At 73.5% G+C, this 25,105-nt stretch carries 25 protein-coding genes; 9 read left to right on the top strand and 16 right to left on the bottom strand.

Annotated features, from left to right (window positions below; translation table 11 throughout):
* Positions 1 to 73 precede the first annotated feature (73 nt).
* From ACIBAI_RS09465 to hisI, 3 genes are read right to left on the bottom strand one after another with little or no spacing between them, the layout of a single operon-like run.
* On the bottom strand, positions 74 to 715 hold the full coding sequence (locus ACIBAI_RS09465) for a TIGR02234 family membrane protein (RefSeq protein ID WP_399032487.1): 642 nt from the start codon (positions 713 to 715) through the stop codon (positions 74 to 76).
* A gap of 25 nt (positions 716 to 740) precedes the next feature.
* Complete coding sequence (locus ACIBAI_RS09460) at positions 741 to 2,237, bottom strand: anthranilate synthase component I (protein ID WP_399032485.1); 1,497 nt, start codon at positions 2,235 to 2,237, stop codon at positions 741 to 743.
* An 8-nt stretch (positions 2,238 to 2,245) separates the two neighbouring features.
* Positions 2,246 to 2,644 (bottom strand): phosphoribosyl-AMP cyclohydrolase, encoded by a 399-nt coding sequence (hisI, locus tag ACIBAI_RS09455; protein ID WP_344601061.1) that lies wholly within the window; start codon positions 2,642 to 2,644, stop codon positions 2,246 to 2,248.
* Between the two features lie 83 nt (positions 2,645 to 2,727).
* Between hisI and ACIBAI_RS09450 the strand changes: the two genes are divergently transcribed.
* Entirely contained in the window at positions 2,728 to 3,363 is a 636-nt protein-coding gene (locus ACIBAI_RS09450) for a TIGR03085 family metal-binding protein (RefSeq protein WP_399032484.1), read from the top strand.
* 301 nt (positions 3,364 to 3,664) lie between these two features.
* Here the strand turns inward: ACIBAI_RS09450 and hisF are convergent, their stop codons facing one another.
* The 8 genes from hisF to hisD are packed head-to-tail and all read right to left on the bottom strand — an operon-like array spanning position 3,665 to position 9,416.
* Complete coding sequence (hisF, locus tag ACIBAI_RS09445) at positions 3,665 to 4,420, bottom strand: imidazole glycerol phosphate synthase subunit HisF (protein WP_399032482.1); 756 nt, start codon at positions 4,418 to 4,420, stop codon at positions 3,665 to 3,667.
* Between the two features lie 56 nt (positions 4,421 to 4,476).
* On the bottom strand, positions 4,477 to 4,866 hold the full coding sequence (locus ACIBAI_RS09440; RefSeq protein ID WP_399032479.1) for a RidA family protein: 390 nt from the start codon (positions 4,864 to 4,866) through the stop codon (positions 4,477 to 4,479).
* Positions 4,863 to 5,588: a bifunctional 1-(5-phosphoribosyl)-5-((5-phosphoribosylamino)methylideneamino)imidazole-4-carboxamide isomerase/phosphoribosylanthranilate isomerase PriA gene (priA, locus tag ACIBAI_RS09435; RefSeq protein ID WP_344601073.1), complete on the bottom strand. Its 726-nt coding sequence runs from the start codon at positions 5,586 to 5,588 to the stop codon at positions 4,863 to 4,865. Before priA ends, ACIBAI_RS09440 begins: the two co-directional genes overlap by 4 nt.
* A complete protein-coding gene (hisH, locus tag ACIBAI_RS09430) occupies positions 5,585 to 6,226 on the bottom strand; it encodes an imidazole glycerol phosphate synthase subunit HisH (RefSeq protein ID WP_399032477.1) in 642 nt (213 codons plus the stop codon). The genes priA and hisH overlap by 4 nt, the downstream gene beginning before the upstream one ends.
* Positions 6,226 to 6,390, bottom strand: a complete 165-nt coding sequence (locus tag ACIBAI_RS09425) for a hypothetical protein (protein WP_344601077.1) — start codon at positions 6,388 to 6,390, stop codon at positions 6,226 to 6,228. The genes hisH and ACIBAI_RS09425 overlap by 1 nt, the downstream gene beginning before the upstream one ends.
* 4 nt (positions 6,391 to 6,394) lie before the next feature.
* Positions 6,395 to 6,988, bottom strand: coding sequence for an imidazoleglycerol-phosphate dehydratase HisB (hisB, locus tag ACIBAI_RS09420; RefSeq protein WP_143636382.1), 594 nt, complete (start codon positions 6,986 to 6,988; stop codon positions 6,395 to 6,397).
* A complete protein-coding gene (locus ACIBAI_RS09415) occupies positions 6,985 to 8,094 on the bottom strand; it encodes a histidinol-phosphate transaminase (RefSeq protein ID WP_399032475.1) in 1,110 nt (369 codons plus the stop codon). Before ACIBAI_RS09415 ends, hisB begins: the two co-directional genes overlap by 4 nt.
* On the bottom strand, positions 8,091 to 9,416 hold the full coding sequence (gene hisD / locus ACIBAI_RS09410) for a histidinol dehydrogenase (protein ID WP_399032473.1): 1,326 nt from the start codon (positions 9,414 to 9,416) through the stop codon (positions 8,091 to 8,093). The genes ACIBAI_RS09415 and hisD overlap by 4 nt, the downstream gene beginning before the upstream one ends.
* Positions 9,417 to 9,638: 222 nt before the next feature.
* Between hisD and ACIBAI_RS09405 the strand changes: the two genes are divergently transcribed.
* The 4 genes from ACIBAI_RS09405 to ybaK all read left to right on the top strand — a co-directional run bounded on the left by ACIBAI_RS09405 (position 9,639) and on the right by ybaK (position 13,744).
* Positions 9,639 to 11,216 carry an oxidoreductase gene (locus ACIBAI_RS09405; protein WP_399032471.1) on the top strand — a complete coding sequence of 526 codons (1,578 nt, stop codon included), beginning with the start codon at positions 9,639 to 9,641 and terminating at the stop codon, positions 11,214 to 11,216.
* Between the two features lie 214 nt (positions 11,217 to 11,430).
* The gene (locus ACIBAI_RS09400; protein ID WP_399032469.1) at positions 11,431 to 12,462 is read left to right on the top strand and encodes a hypothetical protein; all 1,032 of its coding nucleotides are present in this window, start codon (positions 11,431 to 11,433) and stop codon (positions 12,460 to 12,462) included.
* Positions 12,463 to 12,472: 10 nt separating this feature from the next.
* On the top strand, positions 12,473 to 13,213 hold the full coding sequence (locus ACIBAI_RS09395) for an LON peptidase substrate-binding domain-containing protein (protein WP_399032467.1): 741 nt from the start codon (positions 12,473 to 12,475) through the stop codon (positions 13,211 to 13,213).
* A 30-nt stretch (positions 13,214 to 13,243) separates the two neighbouring features.
* Complete coding sequence (ybaK, locus tag ACIBAI_RS09390; RefSeq protein ID WP_399032465.1) at positions 13,244 to 13,744, top strand: Cys-tRNA(Pro) deacylase; 501 nt, start codon at positions 13,244 to 13,246, stop codon at positions 13,742 to 13,744.
* Between the two features lie 130 nt (positions 13,745 to 13,874).
* Here the strand turns inward: ybaK and ACIBAI_RS09385 are convergent, their stop codons facing one another.
* The 4 genes from ACIBAI_RS09385 to ACIBAI_RS09370 all read right to left on the bottom strand — a co-directional run bounded on the left by ACIBAI_RS09385 (position 13,875) and on the right by ACIBAI_RS09370 (position 17,819).
* Positions 13,875 to 14,561, bottom strand: coding sequence for an AAA family ATPase (locus ACIBAI_RS09385; RefSeq protein ID WP_399032464.1), 687 nt, complete (start codon positions 14,559 to 14,561; stop codon positions 13,875 to 13,877).
* A 56-nt stretch (positions 14,562 to 14,617) separates the two neighbouring features.
* The gene (locus tag ACIBAI_RS09380) at positions 14,618 to 15,436 is read right to left on the bottom strand and encodes an ABC transporter permease (RefSeq protein WP_399032462.1); all 819 of its coding nucleotides are present in this window, start codon (positions 15,434 to 15,436) and stop codon (positions 14,618 to 14,620) included.
* A 73-nt stretch (positions 15,437 to 15,509) separates the two neighbouring features.
* On the bottom strand, positions 15,510 to 16,484 hold the full coding sequence (locus ACIBAI_RS09375) for an ABC transporter ATP-binding protein (RefSeq protein WP_399032890.1): 975 nt from the start codon (positions 16,482 to 16,484) through the stop codon (positions 15,510 to 15,512).
* Between the two features lie 123 nt (positions 16,485 to 16,607).
* Positions 16,608 to 17,819 carry an NYN domain-containing protein gene (locus ACIBAI_RS09370; RefSeq protein WP_399032460.1) on the bottom strand — a complete coding sequence of 404 codons (1,212 nt, stop codon included), beginning with the start codon at positions 17,817 to 17,819 and terminating at the stop codon, positions 16,608 to 16,610.
* 224 nt (positions 17,820 to 18,043) lie between these two features.
* Here ACIBAI_RS09370 and ACIBAI_RS09365 point away from each other — a divergent pair, with 224 nt between their 5' ends.
* Positions 18,044 to 18,205 (top strand): hypothetical protein, encoded by a 162-nt coding sequence (locus tag ACIBAI_RS09365; RefSeq protein ID WP_399032458.1) that lies wholly within the window; start codon positions 18,044 to 18,046, stop codon positions 18,203 to 18,205.
* Positions 18,206 to 18,363: 158 nt separating this feature from the next.
* On the opposite strand, the gene dnaE is transcribed toward ACIBAI_RS09365, so the two are convergent.
* Positions 18,364 to 21,903 carry a DNA polymerase III subunit alpha gene (dnaE, locus tag ACIBAI_RS09360; RefSeq protein ID WP_399032456.1) on the bottom strand — a complete coding sequence of 1,180 codons (3,540 nt, stop codon included), beginning with the start codon at positions 21,901 to 21,903 and terminating at the stop codon, positions 18,364 to 18,366.
* Between the two features lie 205 nt (positions 21,904 to 22,108).
* Here dnaE and ACIBAI_RS09355 point away from each other — a divergent pair, with 205 nt between their 5' ends.
* The 3 genes from ACIBAI_RS09355 to ACIBAI_RS09345 all read left to right on the top strand — a co-directional run bounded on the left by ACIBAI_RS09355 (position 22,109) and on the right by ACIBAI_RS09345 (position 25,103).
* Positions 22,109 to 23,446: a DUF2252 domain-containing protein gene (locus tag ACIBAI_RS09355; RefSeq protein ID WP_399032454.1), complete on the top strand. Its 1,338-nt coding sequence runs from the start codon at positions 22,109 to 22,111 to the stop codon at positions 23,444 to 23,446.
* Positions 23,447 to 23,515: 69 nt separating this feature from the next.
* Entirely contained in the window at positions 23,516 to 24,214 is a 699-nt protein-coding gene (locus tag ACIBAI_RS09350; protein ID WP_399032452.1) for a hypothetical protein, read from the top strand.
* Positions 24,215 to 24,293: 79 nt separating this feature from the next.
* Positions 24,294 to 25,103, top strand: coding sequence for a DsbA family protein (locus ACIBAI_RS09345; RefSeq protein WP_399032450.1), 810 nt, complete (start codon positions 24,294 to 24,296; stop codon positions 25,101 to 25,103).
* Positions 25,104 to 25,105 lie beyond the last annotated feature (2 nt).

The following is a 25,105-nucleotide window of genomic DNA, read 5'->3' as shown; positions in this document are numbered from 1 at the left end:
CCCGCGCGGCCGCGGGCGAACGGGGGTTCCGGGCGCGTGTGCGGCCGGTTCGCCGACGCGGTCGCCGGCGGGGTCAGGCCCCGGTCGGGTCCTCGCCCCGGTCCAGGGCCTTCCACAGGTCCTCGGGGCGGTCGGGGTCGGTCGCGGGGGCCGCGCGGCGGGGCCGGGGGGCGCCGCCGCGCTCGTAGCGGCCGGACATCGCGGGCCACCGGCGGCCGTGGCGCAGGGCGAGCAGCCCGGCCAGCAGGATCAGGGCGCCGCCCGCGGCGGCCACGTACGGCCAGGCGGTGTGGCTGAGGGCGTGCACGGTGGCGGAGGTGTCGCCGGCGGCCTGTGCGGCCTTCTCGTCCAGCGCGGAGCCGTCGGAGGCGCCGAGCAGCGCGGCGACGACGGTGCCGGCGCCGCACAGCGCGAGCAGCGCGGCGACCACGACCCGGCCGGCCCGGCGGACGGCGAAGACGGCGACGAGCGCGGCGAGGCCCACTACGGCGAGCGCCGCGGGGACGCCCGTGACGTCGCTGCCCCTGGCGGTGAGGGGGAAGGAGCCGCCGGCCACCGCCGCGGTCCCTTCCGACCAGCGCTGCCGGGTGGCGAGCAGGGCCACGGCCGCGCCCAGCGCGCCGCACAGCAGCGCGAGGGCGAGGCTGCGGCGGCCGCCCCGGGCGGGGCCGGCGGCTTCGGAACGGGGGTGAGGTACGGCAGTCACGTACTCCACTATCGCCCGGACGCCGGGCGGACCCTCAGCCGGGGTTGCCCAGGCGGTTCGCCGTGTGCACGGCCCGCAGCACCGCCGCCGCCTTGTTGCGGCACTCGGTGTCCTCGGCGACCGGGTCGGAGTCGGCGACGATCCCGGCGCCGGCCTGCACGTACGCGGTGCCGTCCCGCAGCAGCGCGGTGCGGATCGCGATCGCGGTGTCGGAGTCGCCCGCGAAGTCGAGGTAGCCGACGCAGCCGCCGTACAGGCCACGCCGGGACGGCTCCAGCTCGTCGATGATCTGCATCGCGCGCGGCTTGGGCGCGCCGGAGAGCGTCCCGGCCGGGAAGCACGCGGTGAGCACGTCGAAGGCCGTGCGGTCCGGCGCCACGCGTCCGGTGACGGTGGAGACGATGTGCATGACGTGCGAGTACCGCTCGATGGACATGAACTCGACGACCTCCACCGAGTCGGGTTCGCACACCCGGCCGAGGTCGTTGCGGCCCAGGTCGACGAGCATGAGGTGCTCGGCGCGCTCCTTGGGGTCGGCGAGCAGTTCCTCGGCGAGGGCCTGGTCCTCCTGCGGGGTGGCGCCGCGGTGCCGGGTGCCGGCGATGGGGTGCAGCACGGCCTGCCCGTCCGCCACCTTGACCAGCGCCTCGGGGGAGGACCCGACGATGTCGAAGCCGTCGAGGCGGAGCAGGTACATGTACGGGGACGGGTTGGTCGCCCTCAGGACCCGGTAGACGTCCAGCGCGCTCGCGGTGCACGGCGTCTCGAACCGCTGCGACGGCACGACCTGGAAGGCCTCCCCGGCGCGGATGCGCTCCTTGACGTCCTCCACGGCCTCCTGGAAGTCGGGGCCGCCCCAGCGGGCCGTGTACCCGGGGAGCTCGGAGGGCGGCAGGACGGCCGGGGGCTGGGCGACCGCGCGGGAGAGGTCCGCCTCCATGGCGTCGAGCCGGGCGACCGCGTCCAGGTAGGCCTCGTCGACGCCGGTGTCGAGGTCGTTGTGGTTGATCGCGTTGGCGATCAGCAGGACCGAGCCCTCCCAGTGGTCCATGACGGCCAGGTCGCTGGTGAGCAGCATGGTCAGCTCGGGCAGCTTCAGATCGTCGCGCTCGCCGGGGCCGATCTTCTCCAGGCGGCGCACGATGTCGTAGCCGAGGTAGCCGACCATGCCGCCGGTGAAGGGCGGCAGGCCCAGGTCGTGGGCGAGGTCGCGGGGGGTGTGCAGGGTGTCGAGGGTGGCGCGCAGGGCGGCCAGCGGGTCGCCGTCGGTGGGCACGCCGACGGGCGGGGTGCCGAGCCAGTGGGCCCGGCCGTCGCGCTCGGTGAGCGTGGCGGCGCTGCGGACCCCGACGAAGGAGTAGCGGGACCAGGAGCGTCCGTTCTCGGCGGACTCCAGCAGGAAGGTGCCGGGGCGCTCGGCGGCGAGCTTGCGGTAGAGCGCGACCGGGGTGTCGCCGTCGGCGAGGAGCTTGCGCGTCACCGGGACGACCCGCCGGTCGGCGGCCAGCTTGCGGAAGGTCTCGAGGTCCATGCCGGCCCTCACCGGTTCCCGGCGGGGGCGCCGGGGCCGGCGTCCTTCAGCAGCACGTCGGCGTCGAAGCAGGTGCGGGCGCCGGTGTGGCAGGCGGCGCCGACCTGGTCGACCTTGACCAGCACGGTGTCGGCGTCGCAGTCCAGGGCCACGGACTTCACCCACTGGACGTGGCCGGAGGTGTCGCCCTTGACCCAGTACTCCCGGCGGCTGCGCGACCAGTACGTGCAGCGGCCGGTGGTCAGGGTGCGGTGCAGCGCCTCGTCGTCCATCCAGCCGAGCATCAGCACCTCTCCGGTGTCGTACTGCTGGGCGATGGCGGGCAGGAGGCCGTCGGGGCTGCGCTTGAGGCGCGCGGCGATCTCCGGGTCGAGTGCGCCGGGCTGCCGTGGGGGCGTGCTGGTCATGCGTGCCATTGTGCCGCGCGCCACCGGCGGCGCCGGGCGGGTGTCCACTGTCCGGACCCGCCGCCCGGCCGTAGGCTGGCTCCATGTCGACCTTCGCCAAGCGTGAACGGCTTCTTCTCGCCGATCTGCTGGAGACCGCGGGTCCGCACGCCCCCACCCTGTGCGAGGGCTGGACCACCCGGGACCTGGCCGCGCACGTGGTGGTGCGCGAGCGCCGGCCGGACGCGGCCGGCGGCATCCTGGTCAAGCAGCTCGCGCCGCGCCTGGAGCGGGTGACGGCGGAGTTCACCGCGAAGCCGTACGAGGAGCTGGTCCAGCTGGTCCGCACCGGCCCGCCCCGCTTCTCGCCGTTCTCGCTGAAACAGGTCGACGAGTTGTCGAACACGGTCGAGTTCTACGTCCACGCGGAGGACGTCCGCCGGGCGCAGGCCGGCTGGACGCCGCGCGAGCTCGACCCGGTCTTCCAGGACACCCTGTGGTCCCGGCTGGAGCGCACCGCCCGCCTGATGGGCCGCAACGCCCCGACGGGCCTGGTGCTGCGCCGCCCGGACGGCCGGACGGCGGTCGCCCGCCGCGGCACGCCGGTGGTCACGGCGACCGGTGAGCCGTCCGAGCTGCTGCTGCTCCTGTACGGCCGGCAGGGCGCGGCGCGGGTGGCCCTGGACGGCGACCAGGACGCGATCGCGAAGCTGCACGGGGCGAAGCGGCTCGGCATCTGAGCGGCCGGCCCGCACCGGCGCGGAGGACCCGCCCGTGACCGGGGCCGCCCCGGCCCGTGCGTACGCCGACGCCGTGGCGGAGGCGTACGCCCTCCGCGCCGACGTCCCGGACCCCGGGACCCGCGCCCGCGCGGATCCGGGCGGCGGCGCGCCGTCCGCCGCGGTGGGCGCTCCCGCAGGGACCCGGCGGGTCCGGAACCGCTGCCGGGGATCCGGCGCGCCCGCGGTGCCGTCGGGGGCCGCGTCGCACACACGGACGGCGACCAGCAGCGGCCCGGACACGGCGATCAGCAGCCCGGCGTCACCGCACCGGGTGTCCCGCCTCCCGCAGCGTCTCCTTCACCTGGCCGATCCGCAGGTCCCCGAAGTGGAAGACGGACGCCGCCAGCACCGCGTCCGCGCCCGCCGCGACCGCCGGCGGGAAGTCGGCCGGCTTGCCGGCGCCGCCGGAGGCGATGACCGGGACGGTGACGTGCTTGCGGACCGCCGCGATCATCTCCAGGTCGTAGCCGTCCTTGGTGCCGTCGGCGTCCATGGAGTTCAGCAGGATCTCCCCCGCGCCCAGCTCCGCGGCCCGGTGGGCCCACTCCACCGCGTCGATGCCGGTGCCGCGGCGCCCGCCGTGCGTGGTCACCTCGAAGGTCCCGGACCCGGTGCGGCGCGCGTCCACCGACAGCACCAGCACCTGACGGCCGAAGCGCTCGGCGATCTCCCGGATCAGGTCGGGGCGGGCGATCGCGGCGGTGTTCACGCCGACCTTGTCGGCGCCCGCCCGCAGCAGCCTGTCCACGTCCTCGGCGGTGCGGACGCCGCCGCCGACCGTCAGCGGGATGAACACCTGCTCGGCGGTGCGGCGCACCACGTCGTACGTCGTCTCGCGGTTGCCGGACGACGCGGTGATGTCCAGGAACGTCAGCTCGTCGGCGCCTTCGGCGTCGTACACCTTGGCCATCTCGACGGGGTCGCCCGCGTCGCGCAGGTTCTGGAAGTTGACGCCCTTGACGACCCGGCCGCCGTCCACGTCCAGGCAGGGGATGACTCGGACCGCCAGGGTCATGAATCCACGGCTCCTCACAGATGCCGCCGGGGACGGCCGTCCCCGGCGGGAAGTCTTCAGCCTCTGAAGGCTTCCAGTTCCACCGACACCAGCACGCGCGGATCGACGAAGCCCTCCACCACCAGGAGGGTCGTCGCCGGGCGTACGGAGTCGAACAGTTCCTTGTGGGCCCGGCCCACCTCGTCGACGTCCCGCGGATGCGCCAGGTACACGCACGTGCGGATCACGGACCCGATGCCGAGCCCGAACTCGCCGATCGCCTCGACCGCCGTGGTGAAGGCCACCTTGGCCTGCTCGTAGGGGTCGCCCTCCCCGTACAGCACGTCGCCCTTGAAGGCCGTCGTGCCCGCCACCAGGACGCGGTCGCCCGCCGCGACGGCACGTGCGAAACCGAAGGACTCCTCCCAGGGGCTTCCGCTCTGCACACGCCGCACGGCTTCGTTCATGACGACACAGCCTCCAAGGCCTCTTCCAGGGTGAACGCCTTCGCATAGAGCGCCTTCCCGACGATGGCCCCTTCGACACCGAGCGGGACGAGGCCGGCGATCGCGCGCAGGTCGTCCAGCGACGACACGCCGCCGGAGGCCACCACCGGGCGGTCGGTCGCCGCGCAGACGTTCTTCAGCAGCTCGAGGTTGGGTCCCTGCAGCGTGCCGTCCTTGGCGATGTCGGTGACGACGTAGCGGGCGCAGCCCTCCCGGTTGAGGCGCTCCAGCGTCTCGTACAGGTCCCCGCCGTCGCGGGTCCAGCCGCGGCCGCGCAGCGTGGTGCCCCGCACGTCGAGGCCGACGGCGATCTTGTCGCCGTGCTCGGCGATGACCTTGGCGACCCACTCGGGGGTCTCCAGGGCGGCCGTGCCGAGGTTGACGCGGGTGCAGCCGGTGGCCAGGGCGGCGGCGAGGGTGTCGTCGTCGCGGATGCCGCCGGACAGCTCCACCTTGATGTCCATCGCCCGGGTGACCTCGGCGATCAGCTCCCGGTTGTCCCCGGTGCCGAACGCGGCGTCCAGGTCGACCAGGTGCAGCCACTCGGCGCCCGACCGCTGCCAGGCCAGGGCGGCCTCCAGGGGGGAGCCGTAGGAGGTCTCCGTGCCGGACTCGCCGTGCACCAGACGGACGGCCTGGCCGTCGCGGACGTCGACGGCGGGGAGGAGTTCGAGCTTGCTCACAGTGTTCCGATCCAGTTGGTGAGGAGCTGGGCTCCGGCGTCGCCGGACTTCTCGGGGTGGAACTGCGTGGCCCACAGGGCGCCGTTCTCCACGGCCGCGACGAACGGCTTGCCGTACGTGGACCAGGTGACCTTCGGGGCCGCCATCGTCGGGTTGTGCGTCTGGAGCCGCCAGTCGTGGACGGCGTAGGAGTGCACGAAGTAGAAGCGGGCGTCCGCGTCCAGTCCGGCGAACAGCTCCGAGCCGTCCGGCGCGTCCACGGTGTTCCAGCCCATGTGGGGCACGACCTCGGCCTCCAGCGGCTCCACCGAGCCGGGCCACTCGGCCAGGCCCTCGGTCTCGACGCCGTGCTCGATGCCGCGCGCGAAGAGGATCTGCATGCCGACGCAGATGCCCATCACGGGGCGGCCGCCGGACAGGCGGCGTTCGACGATCCAGTCGCCGCGCGCCTCCCTCAGCCCGTTCATGCAGGCGGCGAAGGCGCCGACGCCGGGCACCAGCAGGCCGTCGGCGTTCATGGCCCGGTCGTAGTCGCGGGTGATCTCGACGTCGGCCCCGGTGCGCGCGAGGGCGCGCTCGGCGGAGCGGACGTTGCCGAAGCCGTAGTCGAAGACCACGACCTTCTTGGCGGCGCTCATCAGTTCCACACCTCCAGCCGCATGACGCCTGCGAGCAGGCACATCGCGGCGCCGATCGAGAGCAGCACGACGAGGCTCTTCGGCATCTGCTGCTTGACGAAGGAGATGATCCCGCCGACCAGGAAGAGGCCGACGACGATCAGGACGGTCGACAGTCCGTTCATGGCCCTACAGCGCGCCCTTCGTGGACGGGAGGATCCCGGCCGCGCGCGGGTCCCGCTCGGACGCGTACCGCAGCGCCCGGGCGAGGGCCTTGAACTGGCACTCCACGATGTGGTGCGCGTTGCGCCCGTAGGGCACGTGCACGTGCAGCGCGACCTGGGCCTGCGCGACGAAGGACTCCAGGATGTGCCGGGTCATGGTGGTGTCGTACTCGCCGATCATCGGCGCCATGTTCTCGGGCTCGGTGTGCACGAGGTAGGGGCGGCCGGAGAGGTCGACGGTGACCTGGGCGAGGGACTCGTCCAGCGGGACCGTGCAGTTGCCGAAGCGGTAGATGCCCACCTTGTCGCCGAGGGCCTGCCGGAAGGCGGCGCCGAGGGCGAGGGCGGTGTCCTCGATGGTGTGGTGCGAGTCGATGTGCAGGTCGCCGTCGGTCTTCACGGTCAGGTCGAACAGGCCGTGCCGGCCGAGCTGGTCGAGCATGTGGTCGTAGAAGCCGACGCCCGTGGCGATGTCGGTCCTGCCGGTGCCGTCGAGGTCGATCTCGACCAGGACCGAGGTCTCCTTGGTGGTGCGCTCCACGCGTCCAACGCGGCTCATGTGCTCTGCTCCTTCTTCAACTCACGGACCGCGTCGAGGAACGCGTCGTTCTCGGCCGGCGTCCCGGCGGTGACCCGCAGCCATCCCGGTACCCCGTTGTCCCGGACCAGGACACCCCGGTCGAGGATCCTCCGCCAGGCGGCATGCGCGTCCTCGAACCGGCCGAACTGCACGAAGTTCGCGTCGGACTCGGTCACCTCGTAACCGATCGCGCGCAGCTCGGCGACCAGCCGGTCCCGCTCGGCCTTCAGCTGTTCCACGTAACCGAGCAGCGTGTCGGTGTGTTCCAGCGCGGCCAGCGCGGTCGCCTGCGTCACGGCCGACAGGTGGTACGGCAGCCGGACCAGCTGGACGGCGTCCACGACCGCCGGGTGCGCGGCGAGGTAGCCCAGGCGCAGGCCCGCCGCGCCGAACGCCTTCGACATCGTGCGGGAGACGACGAGGTGCGGGCGTCCGGCCAGCAGCGGCAGCAGCGAGTCGCCGTGGCTGAACTCGATGTACGCCTCGTCCACGATCACCATGGACGGCTTCGCCGCCTGCGCGGCCTCGTACAGGGCGAGGACCGTCGCGGCCGGGACCGCGTTGCCGGTGGGGTTGTTGGGGGTGGTGACGAAGACGACGTCGGGGCGGTGCTCGGCGATCGCCCGCTCGGCGGCGGCGAGGTCGATGGTGAAGTCCTCGCCCCGCGGCCCGGAGATCCAGCCGGTGCCCGTGCCGCGCGCGATCAGGGCGTGCATCGAGTACGACGGCTCGAAGCCGAGCGCGGTGCGGCCCGGCCCGCCGAAGGTCTGCAGCAGCTGCTGGATGACCTCGTTGGAGCCGTTGGCGGCCCAGACGCTCTCGACGCCGACGGCGTGCCCGGAGGTCTTCGTCAGGTACTCGGCCAGCCGGGTGCGCAGTTCGACCGCGTCCCGGTCCGGGTAGCGGTTGAGGCCGCGGGCGGCCTCGCGCACCCGCTCGGCGATCCGCTCGACCAGCGGCTCGGGCAGCGGGTAGGGGTTCTCGTTGGTGTTCAGCCGTACGGGGACGTCCAGCTGGGGCGCGCCGTAGGGGGACTTGCCGCGCAGCTCGTCCCGTACGGGGAGGTCGTCGATTCCGAACGTCACTTGCTCTCCGGCACCTTCCAGTCGAACCGGGCCTTGATCGCCGCGCCGTGCGCGGGCAGGTCCTCCGCCTCCGCCAGCGTCACCACGTGGTGCGCGACCTCGGCGAGGGCGTCCTTGGTGTAGTCGACGACGTGGATGCCGCGCAGGAAGGACTGGACGGACAGGCCCGAGGAGTGGCAGGCGCAGCCGCCGGTGGGCAGGACGTGGTTGGAGCCGGCCGCGTAGTCGCCCAGCGACACGGGCGCCCAGGGGCCGACGAAGATCGCGCCGGCGTTCCTGACCCGGTCGGCGACCGCGGCGGCGTCGGCGGTCTGGATCTCCAGGTGCTCCGCGCCGTACGCGTCGACCACGCGCAGGCCCTCGTCGACGCCGTCGACCAGCACGATCGCGGACTGCTGCCCGGACAGCGCCGGACGGATCCGGTCCTCGACGTGCTTGCTGGCGGCCACCTGCGGCTCCAGCTCCTTCTCCACCGCGTCCGCGAGCTCCGCGGAGTCGGTGACCAGGACGGCCGCCGCGAGCGGGTCGTGCTCGGCCTGGCTGATCAGGTCGGAGGCGATGTGCACCGGGTCGGCGGTGGAGTCCGCGAGGATCGCGATCTCGGTCGGGCCGGCCTCGGCGTCGATGCCGATCCTGCCGGTGAAGTAGCGCTTGGCGGCGGCGACCCAGATGTTGCCGGGGCCGGTGACCATGTTGGCGGGCGGGCAGGACTCGGTGCCGTACGCGAACATCGCGACGGCGGTGGCGCCGCCGGCCGCGTACACCTCGTCGACGCCGAGCAGCGCGCAGGCGGCGAGGATCGTCGGGTGCGGCAGGCCGCCGAACTCGGCCTGGGCCGGGGAGGCGAGCGCGATCGACTCCACCCCGGCCTCCTGCGCCGGGACGGCGTTCATGACGACGGAGGACGGATACACCGACCGGCCGCCGGGCGCGTACAGCCCGACCCGCTCGACCGGCACCCACTTCTCGGTGACCGAGCCGCCGGGCACCACCTGGGTGGTGTGGGTGGAGCGGCGCTGGGCGCGGTGGACGAGGCGGGCGCGGCGGATGGACTCCTCCAGGGCCGCGCGCACGGCCGGGTCGAGCTCCTCCAGGGCGCGGGTGAGGGCCGCGGCCGGGACCCGCACCTGGTCGAGCCGCACGCCGTCGAACTTCTCGGCGAAGTCGATCAACGCCGCGTCGCCCCGATGATGCACGGCCTCGCAGATGGGACGCACCTTCTCCAGGGCGGCCTGAACGTCGAAGTCGGCTCGGGGCAGCAGGTCGCGCAGGGCGGGGCCCTCGGGAAGGGCGTCGCCGCGCAGATCGATTCGGGAGATCACGGAACCAATTCTCTCAGACCCGCGTCGCGGCCCGTTCGCGCGTATCAGTGGCTGATACGCGTCCCTCGCGGACCGGCGGCCGGAACGGCCCCGCGCGGAACCCGGAAGATCTTCTTCACGTCTTGTGTTCGGGACGTCACCCACCGGGCATGAACGGCTGTACGAAAGCGGTGGGAGGCGAAATCCGTGGGAAGCCCGAGGACCAGGGAGGCGGACAGGGACGTGAGCGAGGAGACCGGCCTGCGCGCCGGGGATCCGCCGGAGAGCCTGACCGCAGCGGAGGCCGGCATGTGGCAGGCCTTCCGCAACGGCAGCGTGTACGACCTGAGCAGCGGGGACACGGTGCTGGACGATCCGCACGGCCTGCACCCCTGGGGCCCCGAGCGCACCGTGCGGGCCCGGGTCGTCTGCTGGCTGCTGCTGGACGGCCCGCCCGCGCTGGCCGGCCGGGTGCCCTCGCTGAAGCTCGTCGGCGTGCAGGTCAGCGGCACGGTCGATCTCGCGGGCGGCACCGTGGAGCCCTACGTCGAACTGCGGGGCTGCCGGTTCGAGCGGGAGATCCTGCTGCCGGAGACCCGGTTCACCACCGTACGGCTGGTGGACTGCTCGATACCGCGGCTGGAGGCGGCCCGGCTGCACACCGAGGGCGATCTGCACCTGCCGCGCTCCCGCTTCCACCGGGGCATCCGGCTCACCGACGCGCAGATCGGCACCGACCTGCTGCTCAACCAGGCGGTCGTGCACCGGGACCACAGCGGCCGGTCGATCGCCGGGGACGGCATGACGGTCGGGCAGGACCTGCAGGCCGAGATGCTGGAGTCGCACGGCGAGCTGAGCCTGCGCGGCGCCCAGATCGGCGTCTCGCTGAGCCTGCGCGGCGCCCGGCTGGCCAACCCCTCCGCGCGGCTCGCGCTGAACGCCCCCCAGCTGACCGTCGAGCGCACGCTGTACCTGACCCCGGCGGGCGTCGGCGCCCACGCGATGAGCGGGATGACCCCGGCGCGCGGGACGCGCGTCCAGCGGTTCGACTGCCAGGGCGGGGTCCGGCTGGACGACGGGCGGTTCGGGGACGCCGTCGACCTCGAGGACGCCCGGTTCACCCTCACGGACGACCAGGAGCTGTCGCTGCGCCGGGTGCAGACGCCGGAGTTACGGTTCCTCGGGGAGCATCCGGCGCGCGGCCGGGTGGTGCTGTCGGGGGCGCGGATCGTCAACCTGATGGACCGGGCGGACAGCTGGCCGGGCCCGGGCCGGCTGCACATGGGCGGCTTCTCCTACGAGAACCTGGTGCCGCGCGGCCCGTTCCCGCTGGCCGAGCGGCTGGAGTGGGTGGCCGCGGCGACCGCCGAGTACAACCCGGAGCCCTACGAGCGCCTGGCCACCGTGCTGCGGGCGGGCGGCGAGGACGAGGACGCCCGCGAGGTGCTGCTCGCCAAGCAGCGCCGCCGCCGCGAGAGCCTGCCGCTCGCCGCCAAGCTGTGGGGGTACGCGCAGGACTGGACGGTCGCCTACGGGTACCGGCCGGGCCGGGCCGCCGTGTGGATGGCGGTGCTGTGGGCGGCGGGGTCGGTGGCCTTCGCGTACGCCGCTCCCCCGCCGCTGAAGCGGGGCGAGCACCCGGCGTGGGACCCCGCCCTGTTCGCCCTGGACCTGCTGCTTCCGCTCATCGACCTCGGCCAGGTGGGCTTCTGGCGGCTGAGCGGCGGCTGGCAGTGGCTGGCGACGGCGATGATCCTGCTGGGCTGGATCCTGGCCACGGCGGTGGCGGCGGGGGCGACGCGGCTGCTGCGGCGGGGGTAGGGCCCTGGCGCTGGCGGCCGGACGCGGGCGGGCCGCGGGGGGGCGGGCGGGGCGGTGCGGGAGCGGAGAGGCGGCGGCGACGCGCGCGGCCCGGGACGCCGCCGTCGCAAAAGTTGTTGAACACTCACGTTTTTGCCGTTCCTTGACCACTCGGTGTACAACTTTCCGCGATTTCCCCGCACGCTCTGGCGCCGCCACCGGCTGCGGTCCTTCAATGGTCGGCACCATGGCTCTGCTCCGCCCGTTCATCCGGACGCCCCGGATGCCCAGAACCCCCTCCCGTCCCGCCACCGGGCCGCGCGCCGACGACGAGGTGCTCCTCGACGCGCCCGACGCCCGGCTGAGCCCGGCGCTGGTGGCCGCCGCGCAGGGCGACCACGGCCCGGCCGCCGGGCTGCTGTCCGGCACCCGCGCGGCGGCCGAGTGGGAGCGCCGCGACCGGTACGTGACCCGGCTGGCCGCCTTCGCGCACGCGCGCCCCCAGTGGTGCGAGGACTGGCTCGCCGCCGCCCCGCGCGATCCCGACGCCCTGCTGGTCGGGGCCCAGCTGGCCGTGGACCGCGCCTGGCGGTCGCCCGCCCGGGCCGAGCTGCTGCGCGAGGTGAGCCCGCTGATCACGGCCGCCGCGAAGGCCGACGACCGCGATCCGGTGCCGTGGCGGCTCGCGCTGGACCACGCGCGCGGGGCGCGCGCCGGGCACACGTACTTCGGGGAGCTGTGGGCGGCGGCGGTGCGCCGGGCCCCGCACCACTACGGCTGCCACGTGGCGGCGCTGCGGTACCTGGCCGAGTCCTGGCACGGTTCGCACCGCGAGTGCTTCGACTTCGCCGACCGCGCCGCGCAGGACGCGCCGGCCGACGCGCTCGTCCAGGCGCTGCCGCTGTGGGCGGCATTCGGCTACCTCACCGACGGGTGCGGTCCCGGGGTGCCGCGCGCGCGGCTGGACGCGGCGGCCGACCGGGCGATCGCGCTGTCCGCCCGGCTGGTGCCGGCCGACCCCTGGCCGGCCCGGATGCGGAATCTGCTGATCTTCGTCCTGGTGCGCCTGGAGCGCTGGTCGGACGCCTCGGAGCAGCTGCGGCTGACCGGCCCGTACGCCACCTCCTTCCCCTGGGACCGGGCCGCGGAGGACCCGCTCGGGCACTTCCTGCAGGTGCGCGCCGAGGTCCGGGCGGCGGCGCCCGGGCAGCGGTCGCGGCAGCCGCTGCCCGGGCTCGGCGGACACGCCCGCGCCGGCGACCATTAGGCTTCGCCTCGTGACCACCGTCCGGCTCCCCCTCTTCCCCCTGAACTCGGTGCTGTTCCCGGGGCTGGTGCTTCCGCTCAACGTCTTCGAGGAGCGCTACCGCGCCATGATGCGCGAGCTGCTGAAATCCCCCGAGGACGAGCCGCGCCGGTTCGCCGTCGTCGCGATCCGCGACGGCCACGAGGTGGCGCCGAGCGCCCCGGGCATGCCCGATCCGACGGCCCTGCCCGAGCGGGGCCCCGCCGCCGGGTTCGGCCCCGACCCGGCCAGGGCGTTCCACAAGGTGGGCTGCGTGGCGGACGCGGCGACGATCCGGGAGCGGGCCGACGGCACCTTCGAGGTGCTGGCGACCGGGACGACCCGGGTGCGGCTGCTGTCGGTGGACGCCTCGGGCCCGTTCCTGACCGCCGAGCTGGAACCGCTCGCCGAGACGCCCGGCGACGAGGCCGAGGCGCTGGCCGAGGGGACGCTGCGGGCCTTCCGGCAGTACCAGAAGCGGCTGGCGGGCGCGCGGGAGCGGTCGCTGGCGGCCGGCGCCGACCTGCCGGACGAGCCGGGCGTGGTCTCCTACCTGGTGGCCGCCGCGATGATGCTCGACACCCCGACCAAGCAGCGGCTGCTCCAGGCCCCGGACACCGCGTCCCGGCTGCGCGACGAGCTGAAACTCCTTCGCTCGGAGACGGCCATCCTCCGTACGCTGCCGTCGTTGCCGGCGTCGGACCTGACGCGCGGCCCGACAAGTCTGAACTGACGCACGAAACTGGCGAGGTGCCGGCCGGATATGGCGAAGAAGGCCAAGAAGCAGCAGTCGGGTGGGACCCCCGCGACCGTGGCCCTGGCGGCCGCGGGCATCACGTACACGGTCCACTCCTACGACCACGACCCGTCCCACCCGTCCTACGGCGAGGAGGCGGCCGAGGCGATGGGCGTCCCGCCGGACCGGGTCTTCAAGACGCTGGTCGCGGACGTGGACGGCGCCCTGACGGTCGCGGTGGTCCCGGTGGCGGGCCAGCTGGACCTGAAGGCGCTGGCGTCGGCGGCCGGCGGCAAGCGCGCCACGATGGCCGACCCGGCGCTCGCGGAACGCACCACCGGCTACGTCCGCGGCGGCATCTCCCCGCTGGGCCAGCGCAAGAAGCTCCCGACGGTCCTGGACGCCTCCGCCGCCCGGCACGACACGATCTGCGTCTCGGCCGGGCGCCGCGGCCTGGAGGTCGAGCTGTCGCCCGGCGACCTGGCCCGGCTGACGGACGCGGTCCTCGCTCCCATCGGACGCGCGTGATCCGTCGCCGGGCACGCCCCTCCCCCGGCCGGACGGGGCGCCCGCGCGGCCGGCCGGCGCACGCGGCGGGTCCGCGTACCACGGCCGCCGGCCGGCGTGCGGCCGTGGCGCGCGGACCCGCTCGGGGCGCCTACGCCGCCGGGGGCTTCCCGTACGGCTGCTGCCGCGCCTCGTACGGCTGCGGGTACGGATCCGGGTCCCGCGGCCCGAACAGCGCCGTCAGCCCGAGGTGGACGACCAGCGCCGCCAGCGGCCACGCCAGCAGCGCGCCCTTCGCCCCGAGCCGCAGCGGCGCCGGGAACGTCACGCCCTTGCCCACGGCCTTCGCGTGGGCGATCACGTCCTGGGCGGGCCCGAGCCACACCCCGACGCGCCACGCCAGCAGCGACCCGAGCAGCCCTCCGACGCCCAGCGCCACCACCAGCGGCACGCCCCCGCGCCGCCGCAGCAGGAAGACGGCGACGGCGCTCACCAGCCCGAAGGCCAGCGCCAGCAGCGTGAACGTGCCGTCCACGCCGACCGCCTGCTCGCCCTCGGTGTCCTTGAGGTAGACCACCCAGTTCCGGCCGGTCACGTCACCGACCAGCGGCACGCTCGGCGCCAGCCGCCACCACAGCACCCCGAGCAGCGCCCCGGTGAGCGCCACCGCCGCCGCGACCACGGCGGCCTCGCGCACTTCGGCCCTCGTCCCGGGGCCGTCCTGTCCGTACGCGTCCGACGGGGCGCCGCCGGCGGGCGGCGGCACCTGCCGTGCCCGGGGCGCCTGGGAGGCGGAGTGGTCGTGCGGGGGCGGAGGCGGAGTCAGAGGTGCGGTCACCCTGCCATCGTGCCAGGCCCGCCTGTGCGGCGCGGCACCGGAGGCGGGCCCGTCCGTCACCGCACGGCCGCCCGGCGGTACGCCCAGGTGGCCACCGCCAGCGACACCACGCCGACGGCCGCGCACACGGCGAGGTCGCCGATCACGAACGCCCAGTCGGGCCGGTCCCCGAAGGTCCGCGCGAACGCCTCCACGCCGTACGTCGAGGGCAGCAGGTCCCGGGCGAGGCGCACCGCCTCCGGCATCCGGTCGGCCGGCAGCACCCCCAGCAGCAGCGCCGCCGACATGCCCAGCTGCCCGAGCAGGGTGGCCAGCTCCGGCCGCGGCGCGAGCAGCCCGAGCGCCGCGCCCAGCCCCGCCAGCGCGGCGCCCGCGAGCGGGATCACGGCCGCGAGCACCCACAGGTGCGCCAGCGGCAGCCCGAACAGCACGCAGCCGAAGACGGCGGTCACCACGGTGCCCGGCACGGTGAACGAGGCGTACGCGCCCGCCGCGCCCAGCACCACCGCCGCCGGCGGCACCGGCAGCGTCGCGTAGTGGTCCAGCCCGCCGCTGGCCCGCAGCTGCCCGAAGTACTGGGCGAGCAGGTTCAGCGCGACGAAGGCCACGACGAGCACCGCGGACCCCGCCACGACGGCCTGCGCCTCGTCGCCGCCGTCCACCACCCCGCGCATCAGGATCATGATCCCGACCGACTGGAAGGTCGCCACGAACAGCAGCGGGATCCGCGCGACCCGGGCCCGGGACAGCTGCGCCCGGTACACCGCCGCCAGCGACGGCCACAGCCGCGCCCGCGGCCCGAGCTCGGCCGGCCCGGCGGCCTCCTCCACGGCCAGGGCGCGGCCCGGCAGGACATCTGCGGGTACGGCACTCACGTCGCGCTACTCCTCTTCGCTCCGGCCCCGTTCCGTACGGACACGGCGGCCGGCCCACTCAAGGCCCCTCGGTTCACACCTTCACCAGCCCCTGCTGCGCGGCGCCGCCCAGCGCCAGGTACACGTCCTCCAGGCTCGGCGTGGCCAGCGTGAAGTCGTCCAGGGCGGCGAAGGCGGCGCCGCCGGTGACGGTGGCGACGACCGTCCGGGCCTCCTCCGGCGCGAGCCGCAGGGTCCAGCGGCGGCCCGACTCGGCGGCCCGGTCGCGCAGCGCCGCGACCTCGGGGACGTGCAGCGGCGCCGTCTCGCGCCACACCAGTTCGACCCGCACCTCGCCGGCGACCTGCTCCTTGAGCCCGGCGGGCGTGTCGCAGGCGATCACCCGGCCCCGGTCGAGGACGGCGACCCGGTCCAGGACGGTCTCGGCCTCGATGACGTTGTGGGTGACGAGCAGCACGGTCGTGCCGCGCTCGGCCCGCCGCCGGTCGACGGCCGACCACACCGCGCGCCGCGCCACGGGGTCCATGCCGGTGGTCGGCTCGTCGAGGACGAGCAGCGGCCGCTCCCCCACCAGCGCGGCGGCGAAGCAGGCCAGGCGCCGCTGCCCGCCGGACAGCTTCTTCAGCGGGCGCCCGGCGATCGGCGCCAGGCCCAGCTCGTCCAGGACGGCGTCCCGCTCGGCCCGCGCCCGCCGCGCGTCCAGGCCGCGCAGCCGCCCGGTGGTCTCGGCGGCGAGGGACACGGTCAGCTCGTCGAGGGCGGTGGACTCCTGCCCGAGGTAGGCGAGGATCCGCGAGGCCCGCTCGGGGTGGCGCACGATGTCGTGCCCGAGGATCTCCACGCTGCCGGCGTCGGGCCGCATCAGCCCGGTCAGCTGCCGCACCAGGGTGGACTTGCCGGCGCCGTTCGGCCCGAGCAGCCCGAAGATCTCGCCGCGCCGGATGTCCAGCCGCACGCCGTCGGTGGCGCGCACCTCGGGCGTCGCGGGTGTGCCGCGCCGGCCGCGGACCGCGGGATAGGTCTTGGTCAGCCCGCGCACCACGCACACGACGTCGTCCCGGTGCCGGGGTGCCTGTGCCGCGCGCGTACTCACAAGGGACGAGCCTACGGGGTCGGTGCCGCCCGTCCGTGCCCGGGTCGGTCCACCGCGGCACGCCCGCCGGCGCGGATCTCACTCACCGGCGGGTGCGCGCTCGGTCCCCGTGCGCAGGTCGACCTCCCGCCAGAACCCGGCCCGGATGGCGTACCGGTCGTGCTCGTCGATCTGGTCGTCCTTGTGGGCGAGCAGCCCGAAGCGGGCCGCGTAACGCAGCAGTTCCCCGTCGATGCGGTGCGGGATGCGCGGATACATCCCGGACAGCTTCTGCAGCACGCTCCGGTCGCCGAGCCGCTCCACCCAGCGGCGGGCGAACACCTGGCCCACCTCGTACGGGTCGCCGCCGACGGTGGTGATGTCCTCCTCGCGGTCGGCCCACCGCTGCTCGGCCGTGGTGAGCTGGGCGAGCGTCGGCATCGAGGCGGCCTCGGGGGGCTCGGCGGGGGGCCGGTCGACCCAGCCCTTGTCGGAGGACCAGCGCAGGGTGGCGGTGGCGGGCACGGCCGGCTGGGGGCCGGGGGCACGCAGGGCGGCCAGGTCCTTCGGCGTGGGGACGGTCTTGGCGGCGGGCACGCGCTCCTCGGCGCCGTCGCGCACGGCGCCGTCCGCCGCCGGGTGCGCGGCTTCCTCGGCCGTCCGCCCGGCCGCCGCCGCGAGCGCGGACTCGGGCAGGGGCGCGGAGAGGATCGCGGCGATCTCGGGGCGGGGCGCGGGCGGCGGCGCGCACACGCCGGTGAGCTCCTTCGGGCGGACCGCCCTGGTGATCCACGTACGGTCCAGGACGCGCCGCTCGTCGGCCTCGGCGACCAGGTCCTCGGACTGGTTGTAGTCGCCGTCGGCGGCCTGGACGGCCCACAGGTGGACGGCGACGCCGTGCTCCTTGGCGGCCATCATGCCGGGCAGCAGGTCGCCGTCGCCGGTGACGAGCACGATGTCGGAGCAGGCGCGGTTGCGGGCCAGTTCGGTCAGTTCGGCGTGCATCGCGGCGTCCACGCCCTTCTGCGCCCAGCGGCCGTCGCTGCGGGTGAGCGCGCCGAGCCGGACGGTGACCCGGGGCATCACGCGCAGACGGCGGTGCTCGGGCTGGGGGACGCGGTCGGGGGCGCCGTCGAACCAGTAGATGCGCAGCAGGGGGCGGCGCGTGTCCGACTCGGCGCGTTCCCGCAGCCCTTGGACGAGAGCGGCGTGGTCCACGGTGATGCGGGACCGCGAGGGCTCCCCGGCGAGGAGACTGGCGGCGGCCCCCAGCAGATACCCGGCATCCACCAGGACGATGCAGCGGTCCACGCGATCCACCCTCTTTCCGGGAGGTTTGCTTCGGGCTTGCTTCGAGTCTGCCCGACCACGCGGGGGTTAACGGCTCGAACTCGATCTTCGGCGTGGCGTTTCGGCGCACGGCGGCCCGACGAACCCTGTCACAGAAGGTAATTGTCCGACATGCGTTCTTTATCCGCTTGTGTGAATCTGGTCCCGGCCCTGGCCCCTAGATCCCCCGCAGGAGGCAGATCACCATGGCCAAGAACAAGAGCCGTAACCGCAAGCAGCCGCAGGTCGAGCGTGCCGCGCAGGCGACCCGGCCGTCCGGGGTGGAACCGCAGGACGAGCAGCGCGCCCCGCAGGTGGTGCCCGGTGACACCGTCCGCAAGCGGCAGAAGCGCTTCGGTCACAACTGACGGCGGCGCTCCGGTCGCGACGGCCGCCGCGCGACGGCCGCGACGGACACCGCGCGGCGGCCCGTCGCACGGCGCGGCCCGTCCGCGGTCCGCGCCGTGCCGAGGGGCGCACCCCGCCGCGGGGTGCGCCCCTCGCGCGCGTCGGGCGTCCGCGGGCCTCAGCCCGCGAGGCAGGACGGGCCCAGCAGCACCTTCAGGTCGCCGTAGAGCGCCGGGTCCGGCTTCACCCGGTGCCGGTCCAGGCGCAGCACCGTCGTCTTGCCCGGGCCCTGGAGCTTGATCCGCACCTCGCTGTCGCCCTTGTGCTGGCTGAGGATCTCGCCGAGGCGGCTGACCATGGGCGGGGTGACCTTGACCGCGGGGATGGTGAGGACGACGGGCGCGTTGCTGCCCGCGGCCGACAGGTCGGGGACCATCAGCTCCATCGCGACGAGCCGGGGCACGTCCTCGCGCTTGTCGAGGCGGCCCTTGACGAAGACCACGGCGTCCTCGACGAGTTGGGTCGACACCAGCTGGTAGGTGGCCGGGAAGAACATGCACTCGATGGAGCCGGCCAGGTCCTCGACGGTGGCGATGGCCCAGGCGTTGCCCTGCTTGGTCATCTTGCGCTGCAGGCCGGAGATGATCCCGCCGATGGTGACGACCGCGCCGTCGGCGAAGTCGCCGCCGGTGAGCTGGGAGATGCCGGCGTCGGCCTTGTCGGCCAGGATGTTCTCCAGGCCGAACAGCGGGTGGTCGGAGACGTACAGACCGAGCATCTCCCGCTCCTGGGCGAGCAGGTAGGTCTTGTCCCACTCCTCGGTGGAGAACTCCACGTCCAGGCCGAAGCCGGGCTCGTCGCCGGTCTCCTCGCCCATGCCGCCGAACAGGTCGAACTGGCCCTCGGCCTCCTTGCGCTTGACCGCGACCACGTTGTCGATCATCGGTTCGTACTGCGCCATCAGGCCCTTGCGGGTGTGGCCGAGGGAGTCGAAGGCGCCCGCCTTGATCAGCGATTCGGTGGTGCGCTTGTTGCAGACCACCGCCTCGACCTTGTCCAGGTAGTCGGGGAAGGAGGTGTACTTCCCCTTGGACTTGCGGGTCCTGATGATCGACTCGACCACGTTGGTGCCGACGTTGCGGACGGCGGACAGGCCGAAGAGGATCACGTCGTCGCCCTGCGCGGCGAAGTTCGACTCGGACTCGTTGACGTTCGGCGGCAGCACCCGGATGCCCATGCGGCGGCACTCGTTGAGGTAGACGGCCGACTTGTCCTTGTCGTCCTTGACCGAGGTCAGCAGGGCGGCCATGTACTCGGCGGGGTGGTTGGCCTTCAGGTACGCGGTCCAGTAGGAGACCAGGCCGTACGCGGCGGAGTGGGCCTTGTTGAACGCGTAGCCGGCGAAGGGGACCAGCACGTCCCACAGCGCCTGGATCGCCTCGTCGCTGTAGCCGTTCTTGCGGGCGCCGGCCTGGAAGATGACGAAGTTCTTCTCCAGCTCCTCCGGCTTCTTCTTGCCCATGACGCGGCGGAGGATGTCGGCCTCGCCGAGCGAGTACCCGGCGATGATCTGGGCGGCCTTCTGCACCTGCTCCTGGTAGACGATCAGGCCGTAGGTGACGTCCAGGACCTCCCTGAGCGGCTCCTCCAGCTCCGGGTGGATCGGGGTGATCTCCTGCTGGCCGTTCTTGCGCAGGGCGTAGTTGATGTGCGAGTTCATGCCCATCGGGCCCGGCCGGTACAGGGCCGAGACGGCGGAGATGTCCTCGAAGTTGTCGGGCTTCATCATGCGCAGCAGGGAGCGCATGGGGCCGCCGTCGAACTGGAAGACGCCCAGGGTGTCGCCGCGCTGGAGCAGCTCGAAGGTCGTGGGGTCGTCGAGCGGGAGGCTCAGGAGATCGATGTCGATCCCCTTGTTGGCCTTCACCATCTTGACGGCGTCGTCCATGATCGTGAGGTTGCGCAGGCCCAGGAAGTCCATCTTCAGCAGGCCGAGCGACTCGCAGCTCGGATAGTCCCACTGCGTGATGGTCACGCCGTCGGTGTGCCTGACCCAGACCGGGACGTGCTCGGTGATCGTCTCGCTGGACATGATCACGCCGGCGGCGTGCACGCCCATCTGCCGCACTAGGCCCTCCACGCCGCGCGCGGTGTCGATGACCTTCTTCACGTCCGGCTCGTTCTCGTACATCGACCGCACCTCGCCCGCCTCCGAGTAGCGGGGGTGGCTGGGGTCGGTGATGCCGGACAGCGGGATGCCCTTGCCGAGGACGTCGGCGGGCATGGCCTTGGTGATGCGGTCGCCCATCGCGTACGGGTAGCCGAGCACGCGCGCGGCGTCCTTGATCGCGTTCTTGGCCTTGATGGTGCCGTAGGTGCCGATCTGGGCGACCTTGTCGGCGCCGTACTTCTCCGTCACGTACCGGATCACCTCGGCGCGCCGGCGCTCGTCGAAGTCGATGTCGACGTCGGGCATCGAGATGCGCTCGGGGTTGAGGAACCGCTCGAAGATCAGGCCGTGCGGGATCGGGTCGAGGTCGGTGATGCCGAGGGCGTAGGCGACGATCGAGCCGGCCGCGGAGCCGCGGCCGGGGCCGACGGCGATGCCCTGGCGCTTGGCCCACATGATGAAGTCGGCGACCACGAGGAAGTAGCCCGGGAACCCCATCTGGATGATGACGTCCATCTCGTACTCGGCCTGCTTCATGCGGTCCTCGGGGATGCCGCCCGGGTAGCGGCGCTCCATGCCGCGGCGGACCTCCTCCTGGAACCAGGTGACCTCGGTGTAGCCCTCCGGGATGTCGAACTTCGGCATCAGGTCCCGCTTCTGGAACATGCCGGTGGTGTCGACCATCTCGGCGATCAGCCGGGTGTTGGCGCAGCCCTCCTGCCAGGCGTCGGAGGAGTCGATGGCGTACATCTCCTCCGTGGACTTCAGGTAGTAGCCGGTGCCGTCGAACTTGAAGCGGTCCGGGTCGGAGAGGTTCTTGCCGGTCTGGATGCACAGCAGCGCGTCGTGCGCCTGGGCCTCGTGCGCGTAGGTGTAGTGCGAGTCGTTGGTGACCAGCGGGGGGATGCCGAGCTTCTTCCCGATCTCCAGCAGGCCGTCGCGGACCCGGCGCTCGATCTCGATGCCGTGGTCCATCAGCTCCAGGAAGTAGCGGTCCTTGCCGAAGATGTCCTGGTAGTCGGCGGCGGCCTTGAGGGCCTCGTCGAAGTGGCCGAGGCGCAGCCGGGTCTGCACCTCGCCGGAGGGGCAGCCGGTGGAGGCGACGAGCCCCTCGGACCACTGGGCGATGGTCTCCTTGTCCATCCGGGGCCACTTCTGCAGCCAGCCCTCGGCGTAGGCGTCGGAGGACAGCCGGAAGAGGTTGTGCAGGCCCGTCCTGTCGATCGCCCAGATCGTCTTGTGGGTGTAGCCGCCCGAGCCGGAGACGTCGTCCTTCTTCTGGTGCGGCTGGCCCCACAGGATCTTGCGCTTGTTGCGCCGCGACTCCGGGGCGACGTACGCCTCGATCCCGATGATCGGGGTGATCCCGGCCTTCTGCGCGGAGTGGAAGAAGTCGTACGCCCCGTGCAGGTTGCCGTGGTCGGACATGGCGATGTGCGTCATGCCCATCTCGTTGCAGGCGTCGAACATGTCCTTCAGCCGCGCGGCACCGTCCAGCAGCGAGTACTGGGTGTGGACGTGCAGGTGCGTGAACGGCGGCTTCGACACGTGCGGCCTCCAAGGGAAACGCCGGGCGACGGGGTGCGGACGGTCTGGGGGGACAGCGTCGAAGTCTATGCCTCGGCGCCGACGGACGCGGGCCCGACCCGCGTACCTTCGGGCGGGGGCCGCGGGCACTCCCGCGGACCGCCGCACGTTAGGCAGGGGACGGACCAGCCGTCCCCGAACGTCACGCACCAGGAGGCACCCAGCGATGCCGGTCCCGCAGCTCGACGACGAGCACCGCGGCGAGGAGATCCTCGCCGTCTTCGACACCGCCTTCGGCGAGCTCCTGGCCGCCGACCCGGCCGCGTTCCGCGTGAAGTTCCGGAAGATGGCGGCCTCGGCCTTCGCCTTCTACCGGGGCACGGCGTGCCTCTTCTACCACGACCTCGACCGGGAGGGCGCCGGGAGGGCGCTCGGCGGACCGTACCTGGACGAGCGCACCTCGCGCGTGTGGATCCACGGCGACCTGCACGCGGAGAACTTCGGCACGTACATGGACGCCACCGGCCGGCTGATCTTCAACGTCAACGACTTCGACGAGGCCTACGTCGGCCCCTTCACCTGGGACCTGCAGCGCTTCGCCGCCTCCATCGCGCTGATCGGCTACGCGAAGGCGCTCGGCGACGACCAGATCACCGACCTGGTGCGGGTGTACGCGGGCGCCTACCGGGAGCGGATCCACGCCCTGGCCACCGGCGCCAAGAGCGACGAGGTGCCGCCGTTCACCCTGGACACGGCCCAGGGCCCGCTGCTGGACGCGCTGCGGGACGCCCGCTCGCTGACCCGGTTCGGGCTGCTGGAGTCGATGACGGAGATCCGCGACTTCGAGCGCCGCTTCGCCCCGGGCGGCGGCTCCGTCGAGCTGGACGCGGCCACCCGCTACAAGGTCCTCGCCGCCTTCGACGGCTATCTGGAGACGCTGCCGGAGTCGTCGCTGGCCCGCCCCGACTCCTACCGGGTGAAGGACGTCGTCGGCCGCCGCGGCATCGGCATCGGCTCGGCCGGCCTGCCGTCGTACAACATCCTCCTGGAGGGCTCCACCGACGCCCTGGAGAACGACGTCGTGATCTACCTCAAGCAGGCCCAGACCCCGGCCGTCTCCCGGCATGTGACGGACCCCGCGATCCGCGGCTACTTCCAGCACGAGGGCCACCGCACGGTGATCTCCCAGCGCGCCCTGCAGGCGCACGCCGACCCGTGGCTGGGCTGGACCGAGCTGGACGGCGCGGGCCAGCTGGTCGCCGAGATCTCGCCGTACGCGGTGGACCTCGACTGGGGCGACATCGACGACCCGGCCGAGATCGCCCAGGTGGTCGCCGACCTCGGCCGGGCCACGGCGACGATGCACTCGGCGGCGGACGACCAGTCCGGGGAGTCCCTGGTGCCGTTCTCCACGGAGCGGGCCATCGACGCGGCGATCGCCGCCGACGAGGAGGGCTTCGCCCCGCTGCTGGTCGACTTCGCGCACGACTACGGCGCACGCGCGCGGGCCGACCACCAGATCTTCGTGGACCTGTTCCGCAACGGACGGATCCCGGGACTGTGACGGAAGGATCTCTCACAGCGATCCTTTAGGGTTCTCTTACCGGATCGCGTGACAGACTCTCCTCTCGCTATGGACATATCCGGGACCCAGCTCAGAGCCGTGCGCGCGGCGCTGTTCACGGCACTCGTCGTGACGCTCAGCACCGCGTCGCACGTGCTGCTGTCCCGGGTCCCGCTGCCGCTGAACACGGTGGCCGCGATCGCCGCCGCCGTGTTCGTCCTCGCGTACGCCCTGGCGGGCCGCGAGCGGGGCTTCGGGCGGATCGCCGCGCTGCTGATCCCGCTGGAGCTGGCCGCCGACACGGTCTTCACCACCGGCCAGCACGTCTGCTACGGCCGGGCGGGCGGCCCGGTCGCGGGCCCGCTGCGCTCGGTCGGCTTCGACGTGCTGTGCGGCGACGGCACCAGCGTGGGCGCCCCGCTGGCCCGGGTGACCGGCGCCCCCACCGGCGGCGACCGGCTCGCCGCCCTGCTCGCCCACGCCGAGCCGGGCACCGCCTGGCTGCTGCTCGGCGCACACGTCGGCGTCGGCCTCCTCGCCGCCGCCTGGCTGCGCCGCGGCGAGCGGGCGCTGGCCCAGCTGCTGCGGGCGGTGGCCGTGACCACGTTCCGGCCGCTGCTGCTGGCGGCCGCGGCGGTGACGGTGGGCCGGCCGCCGCGCGCGGGCCGCCCGCCGCGCCCCGGCCACCGCCCGGCCGTCACCCGCGGCCGGATCCTCGCGTACTCCCTGGGACGGCGCGGACCGCCGCGCTCGGCCGGCGCCGTCTGACCCGGCGCCACCGAAGCCCCCGCAGTCCCCCCGACCCACCCCGCACACGACGTGTGCGCGTCCCCATGGAGACACCACCATGAGCAAGCGGAACAGCCAGGCGGCGAAGACGGCGGCCCGTGAGCGGCTGCGCGCCGAGCGCGAGCGCGAGGCCAAGCGCGCCAAGGTCAAGCGCCAGATCGTCGTCGCCTGCTCCCTCGTCGGCGTCCTGGCGATAGCCGGCGGCATCGGCTACTGGGTCGTCCAGGCCAACAAGCCCGGCCACTGGGAGGCGGCCCAGGACGCCAAGCTCGTCAAGCCGGCCAACACCACCGGCGAGAACGGCACGACCGTCGTCATCGGCGAGTCGAGCGCCAAGAAGACCCTGGAGCTGTACGAGGACCCGCGCTGCCCGGTCTGCGCCCAGTTCGAGCAGGCCGTCGGCGAGACCGTCGAGAAGGACGTCGAGGACGGCAAGTACAAGGTCCAGTTCGTCGGCGCCACGTTCATCGACGACAGCACCAACGGCGAGGGCTCCAAGAACGCCCTCAGCGCCCTGGGCGCCGCGCTGGACGTCGGCCCGGAGGCGTTCCTGCAGTACAAGTCCGCGCTGTACTCGGCGAAGTGGCACCCGGAGGAGTCCGACGACAAGTTCAAGGACGACTCCTACCTGATCGAGGTGGCGGACACCGTCGACGCGCTGAAGGGCAACAAGGAGTTCCAGGACGCCGTGAAGAACGGCACCTACGACCGGTGGGCGCTGGAGATGTCGGAGAAGTTCGACGACAGCGGCGTGCGGGGCACCCCGACCCTGAAGATGGACGGCAAGGCGCTCACCACCTCCGCGGGCGGCCCCCCGATGACGGCGGAGGAGTTCACCACGGTCGTCGACGCGGCGCTCAAGGGCTGACC

The sequence above is a fragment of the Streptomyces sp. NPDC051041 genome, from assembly GCF_044456065.1.
Taxonomy (GTDB): Bacteria; Actinomycetota; Actinomycetes; order Streptomycetales; family Streptomycetaceae; genus Streptomyces; species Streptomyces glaucus.
This window is presented reverse-complemented; position numbering and strand designations above follow the sequence as displayed.

Coding starts and splice junctions, on each gene's coding strand:
- ACIBAI_RS09425 (WP_344601077.1), bottom strand. CDS start 6,390: ATGAACGGACTGTCGACCGTCCTGATCGTCGTCGGCCTCTTCCTGGTC.
- ACIBAI_RS09350 (WP_399032452.1), top strand. CDS start 23,516: ATGGACATATCCGGGACCCAGCTCAGAGCCGTGCGCGCGGCGCTGTTC.
- ACIBAI_RS09355 (WP_399032454.1), top strand. CDS start 22,109: ATGCCGGTCCCGCAGCTCGACGACGAGCACCGCGGCGAGGAGATCCTC.
- ACIBAI_RS09440 (WP_399032479.1), bottom strand. CDS start 4,866: ATGAACGAAGCCGTGCGGCGTGTGCAGAGCGGAAGCCCCTGGGAGGAG.
- ACIBAI_RS09400 (WP_399032469.1), top strand. CDS start 11,431: ATGGTCGGCACCATGGCTCTGCTCCGCCCGTTCATCCGGACGCCCCGG.
- ACIBAI_RS09365 (WP_399032458.1), top strand. CDS start 18,044: ATGGCCAAGAACAAGAGCCGTAACCGCAAGCAGCCGCAGGTCGAGCGT.
- ACIBAI_RS09345 (WP_399032450.1), top strand. CDS start 24,294: ATGAGCAAGCGGAACAGCCAGGCGGCGAAGACGGCGGCCCGTGAGCGG.
- hisI (WP_344601061.1), bottom strand. CDS start 2,644: ATGACCAGCACGCCCCCACGGCAGCCCGGCGCACTCGACCCGGAGATC.
- ACIBAI_RS09450 (WP_399032484.1), top strand. CDS start 2,728: ATGTCGACCTTCGCCAAGCGTGAACGGCTTCTTCTCGCCGATCTGCTG.
- ybaK (WP_399032465.1), top strand. CDS start 13,244: ATGGCGAAGAAGGCCAAGAAGCAGCAGTCGGGTGGGACCCCCGCGACC.
- hisH (WP_399032477.1), bottom strand. CDS start 6,226: ATGAGCGCCGCCAAGAAGGTCGTGGTCTTCGACTACGGCTTCGGCAAC.
- hisB (WP_143636382.1), bottom strand. CDS start 6,988: ATGAGCCGCGTTGGACGCGTGGAGCGCACCACCAAGGAGACCTCGGTC.
- ACIBAI_RS09460 (WP_399032485.1), bottom strand. CDS start 2,237: ATGGACCTCGAGACCTTCCGCAAGCTGGCCGCCGACCGGCGGGTCGTC.
- hisF (WP_399032482.1), bottom strand. CDS start 4,420: ATGACCCTGGCGGTCCGAGTCATCCCCTGCCTGGACGTGGACGGCGGC.